Annotated in this window: 13 protein-coding genes and 1 pseudogene; 7 read left to right on the top strand and 7 right to left on the bottom strand. The window is 71.2% G+C overall.

Annotated elements, in window-relative coordinates; all coding sequences use genetic code 11:
* The 6 genes from ACTWQJ_RS25280 to ACTWQJ_RS25255 form a co-directional block, all read right to left on the bottom strand.
* Positions 1 to 1661 (bottom strand): heavy metal translocating P-type ATPase (locus tag ACTWQJ_RS25280; protein WP_443308867.1); only part of this gene is annotated, 1661 nt, incomplete at its 3' end.
* 12 nt (positions 1662 to 1673) lie between these two features.
* Positions 1674 to 1988, bottom strand: coding sequence for a DUF1490 family protein (locus ACTWQJ_RS25275; protein ID WP_443308866.1), 315 nt, complete (start codon positions 1986 to 1988; stop codon positions 1674 to 1676).
* A 217-nt stretch (positions 1989 to 2205) separates the two neighbouring features.
* Positions 2206 to 3297, bottom strand: a complete 1092-nt coding sequence (locus ACTWQJ_RS25270) for a protein-L-isoaspartate O-methyltransferase family protein (protein WP_443308865.1) — start codon at positions 3295 to 3297, stop codon at positions 2206 to 2208.
* Between the two features lie 390 nt (positions 3298 to 3687).
* Positions 3688 to 4467: a class I SAM-dependent methyltransferase gene (locus ACTWQJ_RS25265; RefSeq protein WP_443308864.1), complete on the bottom strand. Its 780-nt coding sequence runs from the start codon at positions 4465 to 4467 to the stop codon at positions 3688 to 3690.
* 182 nt (positions 4468 to 4649) lie between these two features.
* On the bottom strand, positions 4650 to 5390 hold the full coding sequence (locus ACTWQJ_RS25260) for a DUF6193 family natural product biosynthesis protein (RefSeq protein ID WP_443308863.1): 741 nt from the start codon (positions 5388 to 5390) through the stop codon (positions 4650 to 4652).
* 325 nt (positions 5391 to 5715) lie between these two features.
* The gene (locus tag ACTWQJ_RS25255) at positions 5716 to 6960 is read right to left on the bottom strand and encodes an MFS transporter (RefSeq protein WP_443308862.1); all 1245 of its coding nucleotides are present in this window, start codon (positions 6958 to 6960) and stop codon (positions 5716 to 5718) included.
* Positions 6961 to 7094: 134 nt separating this feature from the next.
* Here ACTWQJ_RS25255 and ACTWQJ_RS25250 point away from each other — a divergent pair.
* Positions 7095 to 8030, top strand: a pseudogene (locus ACTWQJ_RS25250) (LysR family transcriptional regulator).
* Between the two features lie 96 nt (positions 8031 to 8126).
* Here ACTWQJ_RS25250 and ACTWQJ_RS25245 read toward each other — a convergent pair.
* Positions 8127 to 8669 (bottom strand): transposase, encoded by a 543-nt coding sequence (locus ACTWQJ_RS25245; protein ID WP_443308861.1) that lies wholly within the window; start codon positions 8667 to 8669, stop codon positions 8127 to 8129.
* Here ACTWQJ_RS25245 and ACTWQJ_RS25240 point away from each other — a divergent pair.
* The 6 genes from ACTWQJ_RS25240 to ACTWQJ_RS25215 all read left to right on the top strand — a co-directional run.
* Positions 8658 to 9290 carry a transposase gene (locus ACTWQJ_RS25240; RefSeq protein ID WP_443308860.1) on the top strand — a complete coding sequence of 211 codons (633 nt, stop codon included), beginning with the start codon at positions 8658 to 8660 and terminating at the stop codon, positions 9288 to 9290. The genes ACTWQJ_RS25245 and ACTWQJ_RS25240 overlap by 12 nt on opposite strands.
* Complete coding sequence (locus ACTWQJ_RS25235; protein WP_443308859.1) at positions 9271 to 9924, top strand: response regulator transcription factor; 654 nt, start codon at positions 9271 to 9273, stop codon at positions 9922 to 9924. Before ACTWQJ_RS25240 ends, ACTWQJ_RS25235 begins: the two co-directional genes overlap by 20 nt.
* Positions 9905 to 11179, top strand: coding sequence for a sensor histidine kinase (locus tag ACTWQJ_RS25230; RefSeq protein ID WP_443308858.1), 1275 nt, complete (start codon positions 9905 to 9907; stop codon positions 11177 to 11179). Before ACTWQJ_RS25235 ends, ACTWQJ_RS25230 begins: the two co-directional genes overlap by 20 nt.
* Positions 11180 to 11400: 221 nt before the next feature.
* Entirely contained in the window at positions 11401 to 12054 is a 654-nt protein-coding gene (locus tag ACTWQJ_RS25225; protein WP_443308857.1) for a response regulator transcription factor, read from the top strand.
* 1 nt (position 12055) lies between these two features.
* Positions 12056 to 13420 (top strand): sensor histidine kinase, encoded by a 1365-nt coding sequence (locus ACTWQJ_RS25220; protein ID WP_443308856.1) that lies wholly within the window; start codon positions 12056 to 12058, stop codon positions 13418 to 13420.
* 480 nt (positions 13421 to 13900) lie between these two features.
* The coding region (locus ACTWQJ_RS25215; RefSeq protein ID WP_443308855.1) for a non-ribosomal peptide synthetase at positions 13901 to 18005 on the top strand (4105 nt) is incomplete at its 3' end.

Genomic DNA, 18005 nt, shown 5'->3' with positions numbered 1-18005 from the left:
ACGACGGTGTCGGCGCCGCCGCGTACGGCGTCGGACAGGCCGAGCATGCCGATGAGCTTCTCGTCGTGGGCGAGGCAGATGACGGTCTCGCCGGCGGCACGCAGCCGGCTCGTCCACTCCCGGGCCACCTCGGACAGCTCCAGGCCGTGACGGCGCAGCAGGGCGGGGCTGCCCACCAGCAGGCGGGTGCCGTCGAGTTCGGCGCGTACGCCCATCCCGAGGACGACCTCGCAGGCTTGGTGGATCGGGATGTGCAGGTGCTGTTCCTCGGTGCGCCGGACGATGGCTTCGGCCAGTGGGTGGCGTGCGTGGAGCTCGCCGGAGGCCGCCAGGCTCAGTACCTCGTCGGCGGTGACCGTCTCGTCGAGCGTGACCACGCTGGTGACCAGGGGGCGGCCGAGGGTGAGGGTGCCGGTCTTGTCGAAGACCACGGCGGTGACGCGGCCGATCCCTTCCAGGTGGGTGCCGCCCTTGATGAGGGTGCCCCTGCGGGCGCCGTTGCCGATGGCCGCGCTGATGGCGGTGGGGGTGGCCAGGCCCGCGGCACAGGGGCAGGCGATCAGCAGCATGGTCATCGCCCGTCGGGCGTCCCGCGTCAGGACGTACGTGATCCCGGCGAGGGCGAACGAGACGGGCACGAAGCGGCGGGTGAAGGCGGCGGCGACGGTCTGGATGGGTGCCCGGTCGGCCTGCGCCTCCTCGACCCGGGTGATGATCCGCCCGACGACCGTGTCCTGTCCGACCGAGGTGGCCCGTACGGTCAGGGAGCCGGTGGAGACGAGGGTGCCCGCGTACACCTCGCTGCCGGGCTGCACGTACACCGGCAGCGCCTCGCCGGTGATCGCCGCCTGGTCCACCAGCGCCTCGCCGGACTCGGCGGTGCCGTCGACGGGGATGCGGTGGTGTTCGTACACCGCAATCACGTCCCCAGTCCTGACCTCCGTGAGATCGACCTCCACCTCCACGCCGTCGCGGACCAGCCAGACCCGTTCCTCGCCGATGGAGAGCAGCTCCTCGATGGCGCGCCGGGTCCGCCGCAGGGTGATGGCCTGCAGGAACTCACCGATGTTGAGCAGCCACAGCACCATCAGCGCGACCACGTTCTCGCGCAGCACGAGCGAGATCACGGTCGCCGTCGTCACCAGCAGATCGGTGCCCGCGTGGCGCCGGCCGCCGAGGGTGCGTGCGGCGCCGCGGAAGAACGGCAGCCCGGTGAAGACGGTGACCGCGCCGAGGAAGCCGGCCGAGCCCCCCGGGGTCCACGGAGGCCGGCCGAGCAGCCGCCGCACTCCGACCAGGGCGAGCACCGCACCGCCGACCACCAGCCGCGCGACCTCCCCGGTGGAGGAATCGGGCACGGACCGGCTGGCCCTGGCGGGCGTCCCCGGCGGCGGCGCCTCGGTCAGGGCGGCCACCAGCCGGTCCACGTCGACCAGGTCGGGCTGCACCCAGACGATCACGGCACCGGTGCGCGGGAAGATACGCAGCGCCCTGAACCCCGGCAGATCGGTGAACCGCTCATCGACGAGCCCGGCACACCCGGGCCGCGCCCGCAGCCACGGAACCGTCAGCCGTACGCGCCCCGCGGCAGCGGACCGCACCACCACCACGGAGTCGGGACCGGGCACGGGTACCTCGCCGGGTGCGGACGTGCCGGACATGACGACCGCCTCTCAGTGCTCGTGGTCGTGAGCGTGCCCCTCGACACCGACCGCAGAGGGCGGTGGCGCCTCCTCACCCAGCTGCTCCCTGGCCTCGGCCAGCAGGTCCCCGGCCCTCAGGCGGGCCTCCTCGGCGGCCGCCCCGAGCCGTCGTCCCGTTGTGATGCCGCCGGCTATGCCGCTGACCAGCAGTCTGCGCGCTGCGGGTCTGGCCTTGGGCGCGGCCTTGGCGGCGCCCCGCAGAACCAGTACTCCGGCGGTTCCGGACAGGGCGTAGTGCGTGATGCGGCCCACGACGGCACCTGCGAGAGCAGCGGGATGCATCATCGTCTCCTTCCGCGGAGCGGATTTCGTCCGTCATCGACGCGGTAAGTCCATTCTCGTCCCATGGCGGATACCGCGCATCAGCCGTTCCTGCACTGGCGAAGGTCACGGGGCCGGCGAAGGCCGGTGCGTAGGTTGGTCGCCGTCGTCGTGGCGACAGGTCTGGGGGGCGGGAGAGGCGCATCCAGAGTTGGGGTGGGTGGGTTGTCGGCGGGTGGATTCACCGCGGGCTCCCTTTCACAGGGCGCTCGTCGCGGAGCGTCCAGCACAGCTTGTTACGGCCGGATCCGGCGACGGCCCACTGCATGCCGTCTGCATCGAACTCGATTCGGTATGCGTCGGGTTCGCCTGCCGCCCGCCACCGGGCCGCGATCTGTTCGATCTCGTGCCAGATGGCGCGGGGCCCGAACTCTGTGACCGAGCACATGCCGTCACCATCCGGGCTCACGCGCACCCAGGAACCGCACTCCGGAGCGCCGATCTGAAGGTGCTCGGCGCCGAAATTGCGTACCAGTCCCGGCCGAAGGCGATCGAGGGCCAGCCAAAATCCACGCGCCTCTCGGGGCGGTGGCAGGCAGTGTCTGCGCATGGTCACGCCTTCAGCTGTGGCCATCTGCTCCCGGAACGCGGCGGACAGGGAGAGGCGGTTCCAGCCCCACCCGGCGCGGTGCCCGAACTCGACCGCCCGCAGCTCTCCCTCGACGCGCCCCTGCGCGGTTTTGGTGATCACAGCCAGTGCCGGCCACGACGGCGAGCTGGTGCCGACCGTCGCCAGCAGTCGGCCTTGCGGCGCGAGCTGTTCCACCAGCGCCGGCGGTACAAGGGGCACGGCGAAGGAGACGAACACCCGGTCGTGCGGCGCCCGGTCCGGTCGGCCCGCCTCGCCATCCCCCGTCATCACGGTGGGCCGGTAGCCGAGGTCGGCGAGGCGGGCGGCGGCGGCCGAGGCGACATGTTCGTCGAGGTCGATCGTGACGACCCCGGCGTCGCCGCTGACAAAGCAGGCCACCGCGGCAGTGACTGCGGCGCCCGTGCCGACGTCCAGCACCCGCTGCCCGGGCTCCAGATGCAGCTCCTGCAGGAGCCCGGCGGTCATCCCCATCACGCTCGACATGGACGTCATCGCCCCGCCCGAACGCGTGCCACGCGCCCGGCCCAGGAGGGGCTCACCGTCGTGCTGGACGGCCACGCTGTCCCCGCTGTAGAGCAAGCGCAACAGCTCTTGCCGGTCCTCGGGCACCGACCAGTCCAGTAGCTCCCAGCGCGGCGGGGTCTCGTCCGGGGCGCTGCGCCGTACGTACGCCTGCGGCATCAGCACCTGGGGGGGGCAACGCCAACAGCGCCTCGGACACCGGTCCGGGCGACAGGTCCCCGGCCTCGTGGAGGCGGGCGACCATGGCCGCGCGGGCAGTCGCCGCCAGCGGGTCCCGCGCTCCTTGCGCCGGCCGCGTAGCAGGCCAGCCAGGAAACCGCAGGGGCAGAGCTGGACACAGCAACGCCGGAAGGGCAGACAAGCAAGCTGTCCCGTCAGGCGAACTGACCAACCCCCTGAAGGAGGTTGGATAGAGCTCATTGCCTTGATCGCCGAGTGCCCTGGTGATCTGCATGGAGCAGCCAGGTTTGGCCGAGACCATCAGGTCAGCGCCGGTCGCTAGTCGCCAACGGCGACTCGCTTACACGAATATCAGGCGGTCGATGGCTCTCACAGCCGCCGCACGCGCAGTACGGCGGTCAGCATCGGGAGGGCGAACTCGCCGTCGGCGGTCTCCGGTCTGCTCGCAAGGAATGCGCGGATCCGGCCGAGCGTGGCCTCACGTTCCTGTTCCGGCATGACCAGCACCCCGGCGCGCGTCGCGATGGTCGCGACGAGGGAGTCGGCGGTGCGGCGCTGCCCATGCGGGAACTCGGCTTGCTTCGGCGAGCCGAACCGGGCGGCCACACCGGTCTTTGGAAGGTGTGCGTCTGCCGTCTCGGCGCGCCAGCTGGTGGGCGTGTCACGCGGGCCGATGGCCGCGCTCCCGCTGATCCGCGCGAGCCCGGCAACCCAGTCGACCTGGTCGTCCATGACGTTCCACAGTCCGGCCAGGATGCCGCCGGGTGCGAGGACCCTGGCGATCTCGGGTCCTGCGACGGCCATGTCGAACCAGTGCATGGCGTTGCCGGCCAGCACGGCATCGACGGACGCGTCCGGCAGCGGTATCGCCTCGGCGCTACCCGGCAGGGCTCGGACAGTCGGCAGTGCGCGGCGCAGCTCGGCCAGCATCGCCGGGTCGGGCTCGACCGCGATGACGTCGGCGCCCAGCGCGACCAGCGTGGCGGTTAGCTTGCCGGTTCCGGCGCCGAGGTCGAGCACTCGCGGGCCCGGTGCGGGCTCAAGCGCCCAGCGCACCGCGGCCTGCGCGTAGTCCGGGCGGTGTTCGGCGTATGCGGCCGCCGCTGCGCCGAACGACGAGCTGTGAACTAGCCGTTCGTCCTTTTCCACGCCGTTACCTTAACTGTGACCAAGTCGCGCTGCTCCCCGCCTGCGCCACACCCATCGTCGCCGCGACCCCGTGTCCTTCAGGCCATCGAAGACCGGCGTTAGTGAAGTTGGAAAAAGCTCAGTGAACTCTGGCCCGTAGTGGTTGATGCAGCCCTGCGACACGGCTCTGGCACCGGGCAGAGTCATTCGCCGAGTGCTACTGGACCCAGGCCGAGAGGCAGTTGGCGCACGGCCAGCGCCACAGCCTCATGCGCCGTGGTGAAAAGGTCGAGGTCCTGGTCGACGATGCCCCTGCCCACTCCGTACGTGCCATCGCTGTTCGCGGCCAGGCACGGTCCGACGACGGTCAGGCGCGGGCGGGTGGTGGTCGAGAAACGCAGCGCCCGGTGGCTCGTGAACGGGTAGAGGGCGCGCAGCGCCGGCTCGGCGTACGCCGCCTCGATCAGGGCTTGGTACGTCTCGTGCCAGACGTACTCCAGTTCGCGCGCCTCCTGGTGCATGCTCTGCCACTCGGATTCCGTCAAGCGCGCGGGATCGAGGTCGGGCACCTCGAACCGTCCGGTCAGGTGCACGAAGGGTGCCGCCCGGCGGATGTCGTTCAGGGCCGCCCCGTCATGCCACGCCCGGGCGGCCCTGGCGACCTCCGCCAGGTCGTCTGTCCTGCCGTCGATGAGGAGCATGCTCTGGAACGGTTCCGCGCCCCAGATCGCCCACCGGCGTTCGTGTGACCAAGCGCTGATCTGCAGCGGTTCGCGATGCGGCAAGGTGCTTGCGACGGCCGCGTGGAGCAGCGGAGCGGAGTCCGAGGACGTGACGGGGACGGCGCCGAGGCAGCCTTCCGCCTCGGCCCGGAGCGCTGTGGCGAGGCTGCCGCAGGCCGCGACGTCGGAGTACAGGACAGCGGGGTCAGGAGGCGTTGGCACGGCTCCTGATTTTGCCCGAGCCCCTGATTCCCGGGGCGGCGGCCCCGACGGATCACGGAAGAGACGAGTGATCTGCCTCCAGTGCTGTCTGGGGACGCCAGAAGGCTTCAGGTATGTGAGGCAGGTGGCCTTGCGCCGTATGTACCTCACAAGTATCTGGGGGCTGTTGCGGCACATTGGGCACGTGAGCCGCGATTTGCCGCGCCGCGACCCCCACCGGCCACGGCGGCGGCCGCCGCGCTCATCTCCGAGCTGTACGCGGAGGGGTGAACCGCTCCGAAGAAGGGCGGTGCAGCCCGATCGCGGTGACGGCCGTGGCGGCCCCTCAGGTGCGGTTCGGTGCTGGCTCCGGCTTGGAGGGAAGCGTTGCCGCGCGGCGGGGGAGCAGCAGCGGGGTCGCCAGCAGGAGTACGCCGGCCAGGCCGATGGCCGTCCGGGGGCCGAGCAGGCTGCCCAGCATGCCCCAGACGGCCGTCAGGAGCGCGGTCGTGGCCTTGGTGGTCACCGTCCAGGCGGTCAGCGTGCGGGCGACCCGGTCGGTCGGGGTGCGCTGGAGGCGGTAGGTGGCGTAGACGGGGTTGAAGACCCCGCAGCAGAAGATGAGCCCGAGCTCGACGCCCATCACCAGCAGCAGCCCGCCGGTGCCCGGCCCGAGGAAGGCCAGGCCGACGGGCCAGATCGCGCGCAGCGCCCCGGCCACGACCAGGACTTGGTGCTGTCCGAACCGGGTGACGAGCGGTCGGGCCAGCCGCGAACCGAGCAGCCCGCCGATCGAGGGCGCGGCGAAGGCGAGGCCGTACTGCCATGGTGCGAACCCGAGTCGGCCGAGCATCAGGACGGCAAGCAGCGGCGAGGCGGCCATCACCAGGGCGTTGAACAAGGCGGTGTTGAAGAACAGCGGACGCAGCGTCGCGTCGGCGAGGATGTACCGCCAGCCGTCGAGCAGGTCCCCGGCCCGCATGCGCGCGGCCTCCCGGCGCTCGGGCCGCGGCTCGTGCCCGCCCGTCGCGCGGATGCCCAGGGCCGAGAGCAGGTAGCTGACCGCGTCGGCCACCACCGTCGCCACCGGACCGAGGAGCCCGATCGCCGCGCCGCCCAGCGGCGGTCCGATGATCGTGGTCGTCCAGGCCGTGGACTCGAACCGGGCGTTGGCGACGAGCAGGTCCTCGGCCGGCAGCAGCGTCTTCAGGTACGCGCCGGAGGCGGCGCGGAAGGTGATGTCGGCCGCCGCGACGACGACCGAGACCAGCAGGAGCTGAAGGAAGGTGAGCACGCCGAGCGCGAACGCGGCGGGGATCGTCAGCAGCGCCGCGAACCGCACCAGGTCCATCGCGATCAGCACGGGCCGCTTGCGGCGGAACTCCACCCACGGGGCGAGCGGCACCGCCACGGCCGCGCCCACCGCAGCCCCCACGGAGGAGAGCGCGGCGACCTCGGCCGGTCCGGCGTGCAGCACCTGGATGGCGATCAGCGGGAATGCGCCGAAGGCGAGCCACGTGCCCAGCGCGCTGGTCGCATACGCTCCCCAGAGCCACCCGAACCGCCGCCCCAGACGGTGCCCGCTCCTCATGCCCGCCGTCCCTCGCCACTCATCCGCACAACCGATTCGCGATCGGAAGCATCAAAGCGAGCGCGGTACCCGAGGATCAAACAACCACAGGGCCACCCGGCCACAACCAATGGTTGTGCCCATAGGGTATCGACATGGACCTCGACACCGTCCGGACCTTCGTCGTCGCCGCCGACGCGGGTCAGTTCCAGGAGGCCGCCGCCGATCTGGCAGTCACTCAGCAGGCCGTCTCCAAGCGCATCGCCGCGCTGGAGCGCAACCTCGGCGTGCGGCTGTTCACCCGCACCGCGCGCGGCGCCGAGCTCACCATCGACGGGCAGGCGTTCCTGCCCCACGCGCGCGAGCTGCTGCGCGTCGCCGAGCGCGCGGTGGCGTCCGTGCGCCCCGGCCGCCGTCCGCTGCGCGTCGACGTGATCGCCTAGCGCGGCGCGGCGTCGGGCCTGATGCGCGGCTTCCACCGCGCGCACCCCGAGATCGAGCTCGACGTGGTGTGGCTGTTCGACATCGAGACGGCCGTCACCGCCATCCGGTCCGGTGAGATCGACGCGTCCTTCCGCGCCGTCGCCGCGCCCGGCCGACCCCTTCCCGAGGGCATCGAGTCCGTCCGGGTGCTCGACGAGCCGCTCCAGCTCCTCACCGGCCCCGCCCACGCGCTGGCGGGCGCCCGGTCGGTGCCCCTCGCTCAGCTCGCCGGGCACCGGATCTGGATGCCCGGCATCGTCCCCGGTACCGAGTGGGCCGCCTACTACGACGACCTCGTCGCCGAGTTCGGCCTCACCATCGAGGCGACCGGCCCCAACTTCGGCTCCGACGCGCTCCTCGACACCGTCGCCGACACCCCGGCCCTGGCCACCTTCATGGGCGAGCAGACCCGCCTCGTCTGGCCCGCCGACCACGGCCTGCGCCGCATCCCGGTGACCGACCCGACGCCCGTCTACCCGCACTCGCTCCTCTGGCACCGCGACAACCCCCACCCAGCGCTGGCCACCCTCCGCGCCCACCTCGCCGCCACAGCGGCCGGCCACGATGCCGCCGGGACCTGGGCGCCGGGCTGGGTGATTCCGCGCTGAACGCCGCCGCGTCAGCGATCATCGTGGCCGGATCGACGGACGGTGACTCGGGGGACGTGGCCACCGGCACACTCCGGCTCTCCCCCTCCGTATGCCTCATATGTCTTGACGGTGATCAAGTCTGCGGAGGTGGGCGATCAGGACGACGTGGTGGCGGAGGAGTGGGACGCCAGCGCGCCCTGCCATCAGGCGTTTCTGGAGCTTGACGTCGGTGATGCGGCCTTCGTTGACGCCGGAGCTGTAGGTGGTGGTGATCCCCTGGGCGACGGCGTGCTGGTCTTCGCGCAGGGCTCCGGCGATACCGGTAAGCGGTGGCAGCCCGCTGTGGGATAGCCCGTCGAGCCAGGACGGCAGGGGTGCGGCGTCGCGGTTGTCGAGCATGGTGGCGAACCGACGGACCAAGTCGTGGGCGCGCTTGAGTTCCGGACAGTGCTCAAGGAGCCGGTGCAGGCGGTGGATGACGTGAAGGCCGCGGCGGTCCGGGTGGGTGGTGATCCAGCGTGCGGCCTCGCGCGGGGACGGCGGGCGCTCGCGGGGCTGGTCCAGCGGCCGCCCGCGTCGCAGGGGTGCGACGGCCATCTTCACGCGCTGGTAGTGCCCGAGGCAGCCCTTGCTGCGGAGTTCCTCATGGAGGACCATCGCGTTGTGTTCCCCCTCGTCCCAGCGAGCGACTTATCGGACGAGCAGTGGGCTCTGATCGAGCCGGTGATCACCGCGTGGAAGGACCGGCATCGCTCGGTCAGTGGCCACCAAGGCGCCTACGAGATGCGCGAGATCGTGAACGCGATCCTGTACCAGAGCAGGACCGGCTGCCAGTGGGCCTGTCTCCCGCACGACCTGCCACCGAAGAGCGCGACGTACCACCGGCTGCACGAGGCGCTGAAGGCCCTGGTCACCGCGCCCGTAAAGCCCTCGGCTCCCGCCCTCTGCCCGGCCGCACGGCTGCCGAACGGTGATCGCGGCGTACATCCGTGGCTCTGTGACCACCGATTGCGGCCGACGACCGGAATGGCGTACGGCGTCCCCTGGGGCATGCCGCGCAGAACGCCGGGATCCTCGTCGAGACCGTCGCCGAACTCCTCGACGACTCCGAGAACCGGCCCGGCACGCCCCGAGCCGACGGCGCCGCACGCCGTACCGTCCGCCTCAACGGCGCTCCGTGGACGCCGAGTTGCTGGTTACACTGAGGGAACAAAGTCTGTTACGTCAGCGTTATCGCCACTCTGCCAGGGTGAGGGCCATGCGAGTGCTGATCGTTGAGGATCACCGGGAACTGGCCGAGACCGTGGCGACGGGCCTGCGTCGGGACGGCATGGACGTCGACCTCGCGTTCGACGGCGAGCAGGCACTGGAGCGGGCCGGGGCGAGCGACTACGACGTCATCGTCCTGGACCGCGACCTGCCCCGCCTGCACGGCGACGAGGTGTGCAGGGAGCTGACCAGGAACGGCGGTGACGCGCGGGTCCTGATGCTCACCGCCGCGGCGTCCATCGCCGACCGCGTCGACGGCCTCGGGCTGGGCGCCGACGACTACCTGCCGAAGCCGTTCGCCTTCGCGGAACTGAGGGCACGTGTCCAGGCCCTCGCCAGACGCTCCCAGCCCGCGGTGCCGCCCGTTCTCACGCACGGCGACATCTCGTTGATACCGGCCCAGGGCATCGCCCGCCGCGCCGGGCGCAGGCTGGACCTGACACCGAAGGAGATGGCCGTACTGGAGCTGCTGCTGGCGGCCCAGGGCGCCGTCGTCTCCGCCGAGGAACTCCTCGAACGGGCCTGGGACCAGGCCGCCGACCCCTTCACCAACACGGTCAAGGTCACCGTCAGCCGACTGCGCCGCAAGCTGGGGGAACCGTCCGTCATCGAAACGGTGCCGCATGCCGGATACCGCATCTGAACCCGCCCGCGCACCCGGACGGCCCACGCTGTTCCGCTGGTCGGCCCGGTTGCGCCTGACCATGCTCTACGGACTGCTGTTCCTGCTCTCCGGCGCGGCGCTGCTGGCCTTCACCTACCTCCTGGTGGCCCGCAGCCCCGTCGCCAAGGCCGCGAAATTCACCACCAGGCAGGAACCGGGCGGCAACCCGGACGAGCCGGCCCTCAACCGCGGCATCACCGACATCGAGTACCTGGTGTCGCAGCAGCACGAGGCGGAACTACGCGCGCTGCTGACCGAGTCCGGCATCGCGCTGGGCGTGATGACCGGCGTGTCCGTCGCCCTGGGATGGGTGATGGCCGGACGGGTGCTGCGTCCCGTGAGCGAGATGGCCGACAAGGCCCGCCGTCTCTCGGAGCACAACCTGCACGAACGACTGGCGGTGACCGGCCCGGCGGACGAGCTGAAGGGCCTCGGGGACACCTTCGACGGGCTGCTCTCCCGGCTGGAGGCGGCCTTCGAGGCCCAGCGGCGCTTCGTCGCCAACGCCTCGCACGAACTGCGCACCCCGCTCACCCTGCAACGCGCCACGATCGAGGTCGAGTTGTCGGACCCGGACGCCGACGCTCGTTCCCTGCGGGCCGTCTGCGAACGGGTCCTGGCGGCCGGCGAGAACCAGGAACGCCTGATCGAAGGGCTCCTCACCCTGGCCAGCAGCCAGCGCGGCCTGGACCGGCGCGGACCGGTGGACCTCGCCGAGGTCACCGCCGTCGTCGTCCACGAACGCTGCCCCGACCCGCCGGGGAACGACCTGCGCATCGAGACGACGCTCGACGCGGCCGACACCTACGGCGACGCCCGGCTGGTCGAACGCCTGGTCGCCAACCTGATCGAGAACGCGCTGCGATACACCCCCCGCGGCGGCTGGATCAAGGTGTCCACCAGTACCCGGACGGGCCGGCCCACCCTTGTCGTCGCCAACAGCGGGCCGGAGATCCCGGAAGACAGGCTTCCGGCGCTTTTCCAGCCCTTCCAACGGCTGGAGTCCCGCGTCGGCACGCCCGACGGGCACGGCCTGGGGCTCTCCATCGTCGCCGCCGTCGCCACGGCACACGGCGCCGAGATCGTCGCGGCTCCGGGCGAAGAGGGCGGGCTGCACCTGTCCGTCGTCTTCCCCCGTCCGCCCGACACGGCCCCGAGGAAGCCGGGTGCCTTCCACCGCCAGGACGGCAGACCGCCCACGCAGGCCGTGCTGTCCGTCCCGCCCGCCCCGTGAGTCCCTTTGGCCCGTTCGATGCCGTTGGCCGTCAAGTTCGTCGTAGGAGCGCAAGGCGTACCGCTGTAACCGTGGCCCGCTCGCGTGGTCGGTGCGATGCTTGGTGCTGGGCGTGCCCTGTAACCGGGATGTGACCCGGCCCTCGAAACGCTGAGCACCGCTGCACGACGGACCGTCGGGGCCGGTCACCGGCCCGGGACGCGCTGTACATGGGGGGATTCATGAGGCTGCTGGTGGTCGAGGACCACGGGGAACTCGCCGACTCGGTGACGCGAGTACTGCGCCGGGAAGGCATGGCGGTCGACGTCGCCTACGACGGCGAGGCGGCCCTCGCCTACGCCGACGAGGTCGACTACGACGTCATCGTGCTGGACCGGGACCTTCCCAAGGTGCACGGTGACGAGGTGTGCGGCGAACTGACCGCCAAGTCGGTCCGCGCCCGGGTGCTGATGCTGACCGCCTCGGGCACGATCGCCGACCGGGTCGAAGGACTCGGCCTCGGAGCGGACGACTACCTCTCCAAGCCCTTCGCGTACGCCGAGCTGGTCGCCCGTATCCGGGCGCTCGCCCGGCGTTCGCAGCCGAAGCACGAGCCGGCGCTCGTCCACGGCGACCTCCGGCTCGACCCCGCCAGGCGCATCGCCACGCACGCCGGGACACAACTGCCGCTCACGGCGAAGGAGTTCGCGGTGCTGGAGCACCTGCTGGCGGCCCGGGGCAGGGTGGTGCCCGCCGACGAACTCCTCAAGAAGGTGTGGGACGAGGCCGCCGACCCGTTCACGACCACGGTCAAGGCGACCATCAACCGCCTGCGGTCCAAACTCGTCGATCCCTCGGTCCTGCAGACCGTCCCCCGAAGCGGCTACCGAATCTGAGATGCCCATGCGCCTGTTGTCCCCGCACGGTCCGCTGAGCACGAGGATCGTGCGCCGTCTGACGCGCCGGGTAACGCCGCGGCGGGCCCGTGCGCGCCTGACCCTGCTGTTCGGTGTGCTGTTCCTCGCCACCGGGGCCGTACTCCTGCTCATCACCTATGTGCTCGTCGACAACTCGGCGGGCGAGTTCGTCTCCGTCCACACGGAGGGCCCGAACCGGGAGCCCCGGGTCGAGGTACGCCCCGGCCCGGGCCCGCACCTGGGGGGTGGGCTCGACGACCTGACCCGGGAACTCCGCGCGCAGGCGGCCCGCCAGCACGAAGCCCAGATGCACGACCTGCTCGTCCAGTCCGGAGTCGCCCTGGGCATCATGGCGGTGATCTCGATGGCCCTCGGCTGGCTGGTGGCCGGGCGCATCCTGCGTCCGCTGCGGACGATGACGGCATCCATCCGCCAGATCTCGGCCCACAACGTCCACGAGCGGCTCGCCGTCGACGGACCGGCCGACGAGATGAAACAACTCGCCGACAGCGTCGACGGACTCCTCGGTCGGCTCGAAAGGGCGCTGGAGTCCCACAAACGCTTCATCGCCAACGCCGCACACGAACTGCGCACCCCGCTCACCCTGGAGCGCGCGCTGCTGGAGGAGTCGCTGATGGACTGCGAGGCCACCGTGGACTCCTTCAGGGTGAACTTCGAGCGGCTGCTGAAGATCAGCAAACAGCAGGGAAGCCTGCTGGAATCGCTGCTGACCCTGGCCAACAGCGAGCGGGGCGTGGACCGTTCCGAACCGCTCGACCTCTCGGCGATCGCCGAGGAAGCGCTGCTCACCCTGCGCCCGCAGGCCGAGCGCCGCAGGCTGCAGATCGACGGCGAGACCGAGCCCGCACCCACGGCGGGTGACGCCGCCCTGGTGGACCGGCTGGTGGTCAACCTCCTCGACAACGCCGCCTACTACAACGTCCCGGGCGGGCGCGTGGAGATCACGACCCGCAGTACGGCGGAGCATGCCGTGATCACGGTCGCCAACACCGGCCCGGAGGTCCCGCCGGACCAGGTCGATCGGCTCTTCGAGCCCTTCAACCGTCTGCGCCGCACCGCCGGCGACGGACATCACGGCCTCGGACTGTCGATCGTACGGGCGATCGCCACGGCCCACGATGCCACGCTCACCGCGCACGCCCGGCCGGACGGCGGCCTCGTGGTGGAAGCTGCCTTCCCGCTCCGGGAACGGACGCCCGTCCGGAACGGGAACGTCACCCCGCCGCGTCCCAAGAGGTCACGGGACGACGCCGCCCGCACCGAGGTTTCCGAGGAACGGGTGCGCGAAGAAGGCGGGATGGCTGAGACGGGTCGGCCCCGGTAAACGGGCCGCGCCTTCGCCTCCGGTACCTCCGTTCACCCCACCCCGTCACGGCCCTGGCCGGCACTGCGCCCTGCCCGGCCGGATGTTCCCCCGCCCCGTTGCGCCGGGCGCGGACATTCCGCCGCCCCCGCCGCCGTCCAAGCGTGCAGAACGGCCGGTTGGACAGGCGAGAAAAACGCGCCTCGGCCCCTCCGCAAAGTCAGTCGGTGGGCTTCACCGCATGTCATGGGTATCGTTCTGAGCGAGCGGATTCGGAAGTGAATCATCATCCGCCGTCCATATGGGAACAGACGAATTCGGCCCACGGACGGTGAGTACAACGGGGAATCACTGAACCACTGACACTGACACCGCAGGCATTCCCACGTCGCTTTCCCTTTGCGGTGGAGTGCGCCCCGATGACGGCAAGAACGGGCGTCGAACAATCGGCAAACGTGTTGCGGGCAGCGAATCGGCGCGCTGCTCGTCGAGAGGGGAAAGATGAACGGTCAGGCCGGTTTCACCCTGCCCTTGTCCGAATGCCAGGAAGGCATCTGGCTGGCGCAGCGCATGGACAGCTCGCGTGCGCTGTACAACGTCGGCCAGCGCATCGAGATCACCGGCCCCCTGGACGTGGCCGTGTTCGAGGAGGCCCTGCGCCGGACCGTCGCCGAGACCACCATCCTCGGCGTCCGGTTCGCCGAGGACGGCGACGGGGTGACACAGACCTTCACCGGCCCGCCCGAGTGGCATCTCGCGCTGGTCGACGTCAGCGCCGACTCCGACCCGCGCGCGAGCGCCGAGAAACGCGTCCGGGCCGAACTGGAGCGGGTCAAGGACGCCATCGGCGACACTCTTTTCTCTTTCGTTCTTTTCCGGTTCGCCCCCGACCGGCACGTCTGGTTCCAGTGCTACAACCATCTCTTGATGGACGGCTTCGCCTGCTCCCTCGTCGCACGACGGACCGCCGACATATATTCCGCGCTGACGTCCGGACAGGCCTGCTCGGACAGCCCTTTCGGGGCGCTGCGCGACCTGACGGAACAGGAATCCCTTTACCGCGACTCCACCGAGTTCACCGAGGACCGGCAGTATTGGCACGAGCATTTCGCGGATCGGCCCGTACTCGGCTCCGTCCAGGGATATCGCTCCGCCATGTCCGCCGACGCGGCGGCGGACGGCGGTGTCCTGCGGGAGACGGGCCGGCTGTCGCCCGCTGTCGTGTCGGCCCTGCGCGCGGTGGCGGACCGGGCGGGACTGCGTACGTCCCGGTTGCTGGTGGCGGCGGTCGGGCTGTTCACGGGCGCCCTGACGGGAGCGGGAGAAGTGGTGCTCAGTCTCCCGGTGACGGGCCGGGTGGACGAGCGTGCGTCGCGGGTGCCGTGCACGATGGCGAATCTGCTGCCCGTGCGGCTGGCGGTGGGCGGTGGGGCGAGCCTGCTCGATGTGGCGCAGGGCGCCGAACGTGAGGTGGGGGAACTGCTGGTGCGTCAGCGGTTCCGGGGAGAGCGGCTGAGGCGGGAGTTGGGCTGGCCGGAGGGCGACCGCTGGCACTTCGGCCCGTACGTGAACATCGTCTCCTCGGGCGGGGACGTGTGGTTCGGCTCGTCCCGGGGTGTGGTCCGGGACGTGTCCAGCCGGCGTGTCGAGGACTTCGGTGTGGTCGTGGACGGCTCCTCGGGCGACGAGGGGATGCTGGTCACTTTTGAGGCGAACCCGGCCTTGTTCGACCGGGCGTGGGTCGAGGGTGCGCTGCGTTCCTTCCTCGCGTTCGTCGAGGACGCGGTGGCGGAGCCGTCGGCGGCGGCGGGACGGGTCACCGGCGCGCAGGACGTGGTCTCCGGGGCGTGGAACGACACGGGGCGGCCGGTGTCGGCGGGGACGGTGCTGGATCTGTTCCGGGGCTGGGTGGAGCGGACTCCGGGTGCGGTGGCGGTGCGTGGCGGTGGTGATGCGCTGACGTATGGGGAGTTGGAGGCGCGGGCGAATCGTCTGGCTCGGTATCTGGTGGGTCTGGGTGTGGGCCGGGAGAGCCGGGTGGGGCTGTGTCTGCCGCGTGGGGTCGACATGGTGGTGGCCCTGCTGGCGGTGTGGCGGGCCGGGGGTGCGTATGTGCCGCTGGATCCGGAGTATCCGGCGGCGCGGCTGGCGTACATGGTGGCCGACAGTGGTGCCTCGGTGGTGCTGGCCACGGCCGCGACGGCGGGGCAGGTGCCGGCCGGCGTGGACGTGGTGCTGCTGGAGGAGTCGGCCGGTGGGGCGGCCGAGGCTCTGGACACGGTCGTTGACCCGGCTCAGCTCGCCTACGTCATCTACACCTCCGGCTCCACAGGTCGGCCGAAGGGTGTGGCCGTGGCGCACGGTGGGGTGGCCAACCTGGCTGAGGTGATGCGTCCGGTGCTGGGTGTGGAACCGGGCACGGTGGCGTTGCAGTTCGCGTCGTTCAGTTTCGACGCGGCGGTGCTCGATGTTGCGGTGACGCTGGGCGGCGGAGGCACCCTGGCGATCGCGACGAGTGAGGAGCGTACGGAGCCGGCCGCGTTGGCGGAGATGATCCGCACCGCGGGCGTGCAGGTCGCGAGCGTCGTCCCGTCCCTGCTCGGCGTGCTGGACCCGGCCGACGTCCCCGGCGTGGAGAACTGGGTGCTGGGCGCCGAGCGTCTGAGTGCCGGCCTGGCGGCCCGCTGGCGGGCGCAGGCTCGCGTCTGGAACACCTACGGCCCCACCGAGGCGACCGTCATCTCGACGGCGACGCTGCTGGAGGAGGGCATCAGCCCGGAGGGTGCACCCCCGGTGATCGGATCGCCGATCGGCAATGCCCAAGTGTTTGTGCTGGACGAGTTCCTGCGTCCGGTTCCGGCGGGTGTCGTCGGGCAGCTGTATGTGGCGGGTGCGGGTCTGGCGCGTGGCTACAACAACCGCCCCGGCCTGACCGCCGAACGCTTTGTGGCGTGCCCGTTCGTCGAGGGCGAGCGGATGTACCGCTCGGGCGACCTGGCCCGCTGGACGTCGGACGGGTTGCTGGAGTTTGCGGGGCGTGCGGACGAGCAGGTCAAGATCCGCGGTTTCCGTGTCGAGCCGGGTGAGGTCGAGTCCGTGCTCGCCTCGCATCCGGAGGTGCGTCAGGCGGTCGTGGTGGTGCGCGAGGACCGGCCCGGCGACAAGCGTCTGGTCGCGTACGTCGTGCCTGCGGAGGCTGAGGACTTCGACATCGCGGGGCTGCGGCAGTTCGCGGGCGCGCGGCTGCCCGAGTACATGGTCCCGGTGGTCGTCCCGCTGGCCGCGTTGCCGCTGACGGTGAACGGCAAGGTGGACCGCAAGGCGCTGCCCGCTCCCGAGACGACCGCCCAAGGTGAGGGCCGTGCTCCGGTCACAGCGGCCGAGGCGCTGCTGTGCGGGCTGTTCGGTGAGGTGCTGGGCCTGGGAGAGGTCGGGGTCGAGGACAGCTTCTTCGAGCTCGGCGGCGACTCGATCCTCTCCATGCTGCTGGTGTCGGGCGCCCGCCGCGCCGGCCTGGCGATCACCACCCGTGAGGTCTTCGAGCAGCGCACGGCGGCGGGGCTGGCGGCCGTGGCCGTACCTCTGGGCGAGGGCGCCCTCTCCGGTGGCGTCGCGGCAGGGGTCGCCGTGGGTGAGGTGGCGCTGACGCCCGTCATGCACGAACTGTTGGACAGGACCGCACCCGACGACTTGCGCGAGGTGTTCCAGTCGGCCTCGGTGACGACTCCGGCCGGGCTGGACTTCGACACACTGATCGGTGCCGTCCGTGCGGTGCTGGAGCACCACGACCTACTGCGGGCCAGGCTGGAGACCGGAGCGCGACCGCGGCTGGTGGTGCCCGAGGCGACGGATGCCGCACCGGTCCGGGACTGGGTACGCCGAGTGGACGCGGGCGGCGGAGCGGACATGGACGCCCTGGCCGCCGAACAGCTCCGGTCGGCCGTCGAGCGGATCACCCCGCAGTCCGGCGTGACGCTTCAGGTGGTGTGGCTGGACGCCGGTCCCGATACCCCCGGCCGACTGCTGGTCGTCATCTGCCACCTGGTCGTCGACGGAGTCTCCTGGCGCGTGCTGGTGCCGGATCTGGCGGAGGCGTATGGGGCGTTGGCGGCGGGGCGTGTCCCGGAGCTGGCTGCGGTGCCGACATCGTTCCGGCACTGGGCGCGCGAGCTGGAGGCGCAGGCCTGTAGTGAGGAGCGGCTGGCGGAGCTGCGGGGGTGGGCGGAGCTGTTGGGTGGCGGTGATCCGCTGCTGACTGCGGTGCCCGTGGATGTGTCCCGGGATGTGCAGTCCACGGTGCGGGAGGTGTCGGTGACGGTGCCCGCCGGGGTGACGTCGCTGTTGTTGACGCAGGTGCCGGCGGCGTTCCACGCCGGGGTTGATGACGTGCTGTTGTCCGGGCTGGCGGCGGCGGCCGCCGAATGGGGGGGTTCTGCGCATCTCGCGGGTGGGTTCCTGGTTGATGTGGAGGGGCATGGTCGGGTGCCGTTGGCGGCGGAGATGGATCTGTCGCGGACGGTGGGCTGGTTCACGAGTGTGCATCCGGTGCGTCTGGACGCCGGGGCTGTCGACCTGGCGGACGTGCGTGCCGGTGGTGCGGCTGCCG

The sequence above is a fragment of the Streptomyces sp. KR55 genome (assembly GCF_052245645.1).
In the GTDB taxonomy this organism is placed as follows: Bacteria; Actinomycetota; Actinomycetes; order Streptomycetales; family Streptomycetaceae; genus Streptomyces; species Streptomyces flavusporus.
The sequence above is the reverse complement of the archived record's forward strand: the minus strand, read 5'-3'. Positions and strand labels throughout refer to the sequence as shown.

Bases quoted from the DNA above. Each gene is read 5' to 3' on its own strand.
- ACTWQJ_RS25275 (WP_443308866.1), bottom strand. From the start codon at position 1,988: ATGATGCATCCCGCTGCTCTCGCAGGTGCCGTCGTGGGCCGCATCACG.
- ACTWQJ_RS25270 (WP_443308865.1), bottom strand. From the start codon at position 3,297: ATGCCGCAGGCGTACGTACGGCGCAGCGCCCCGGACGAGACCCCGCCG.
- ACTWQJ_RS25255 (WP_443308862.1), bottom strand. From the start codon at position 6,960: ATGAGGAGCGGGCACCGTCTGGGGCGGCGGTTCGGGTGGCTCTGGGGA.
- ACTWQJ_RS25240 (WP_443308860.1), top strand. From the start codon at position 8,658: ATGGAGGACCATCGCGTTGTGTTCCCCCTCGTCCCAGCGAGCGACTTA.
- ACTWQJ_RS25245 (WP_443308861.1), bottom strand. From the start codon at position 8,669: ATGGTCCTCCATGAGGAACTCCGCAGCAAGGGCTGCCTCGGGCACTAC.
- ACTWQJ_RS25235 (WP_443308859.1), top strand. From the start codon at position 9,271: ATGCGAGTGCTGATCGTTGAGGATCACCGGGAACTGGCCGAGACCGTG.
- ACTWQJ_RS25230 (WP_443308858.1), top strand. From the start codon at position 9,905: ATGCCGGATACCGCATCTGAACCCGCCCGCGCACCCGGACGGCCCACG.
- ACTWQJ_RS25225 (WP_443308857.1), top strand. From the start codon at position 11,401: ATGAGGCTGCTGGTGGTCGAGGACCACGGGGAACTCGCCGACTCGGTG.
- ACTWQJ_RS25220 (WP_443308856.1), top strand. From the start codon at position 12,056: ATGCCCATGCGCCTGTTGTCCCCGCACGGTCCGCTGAGCACGAGGATC.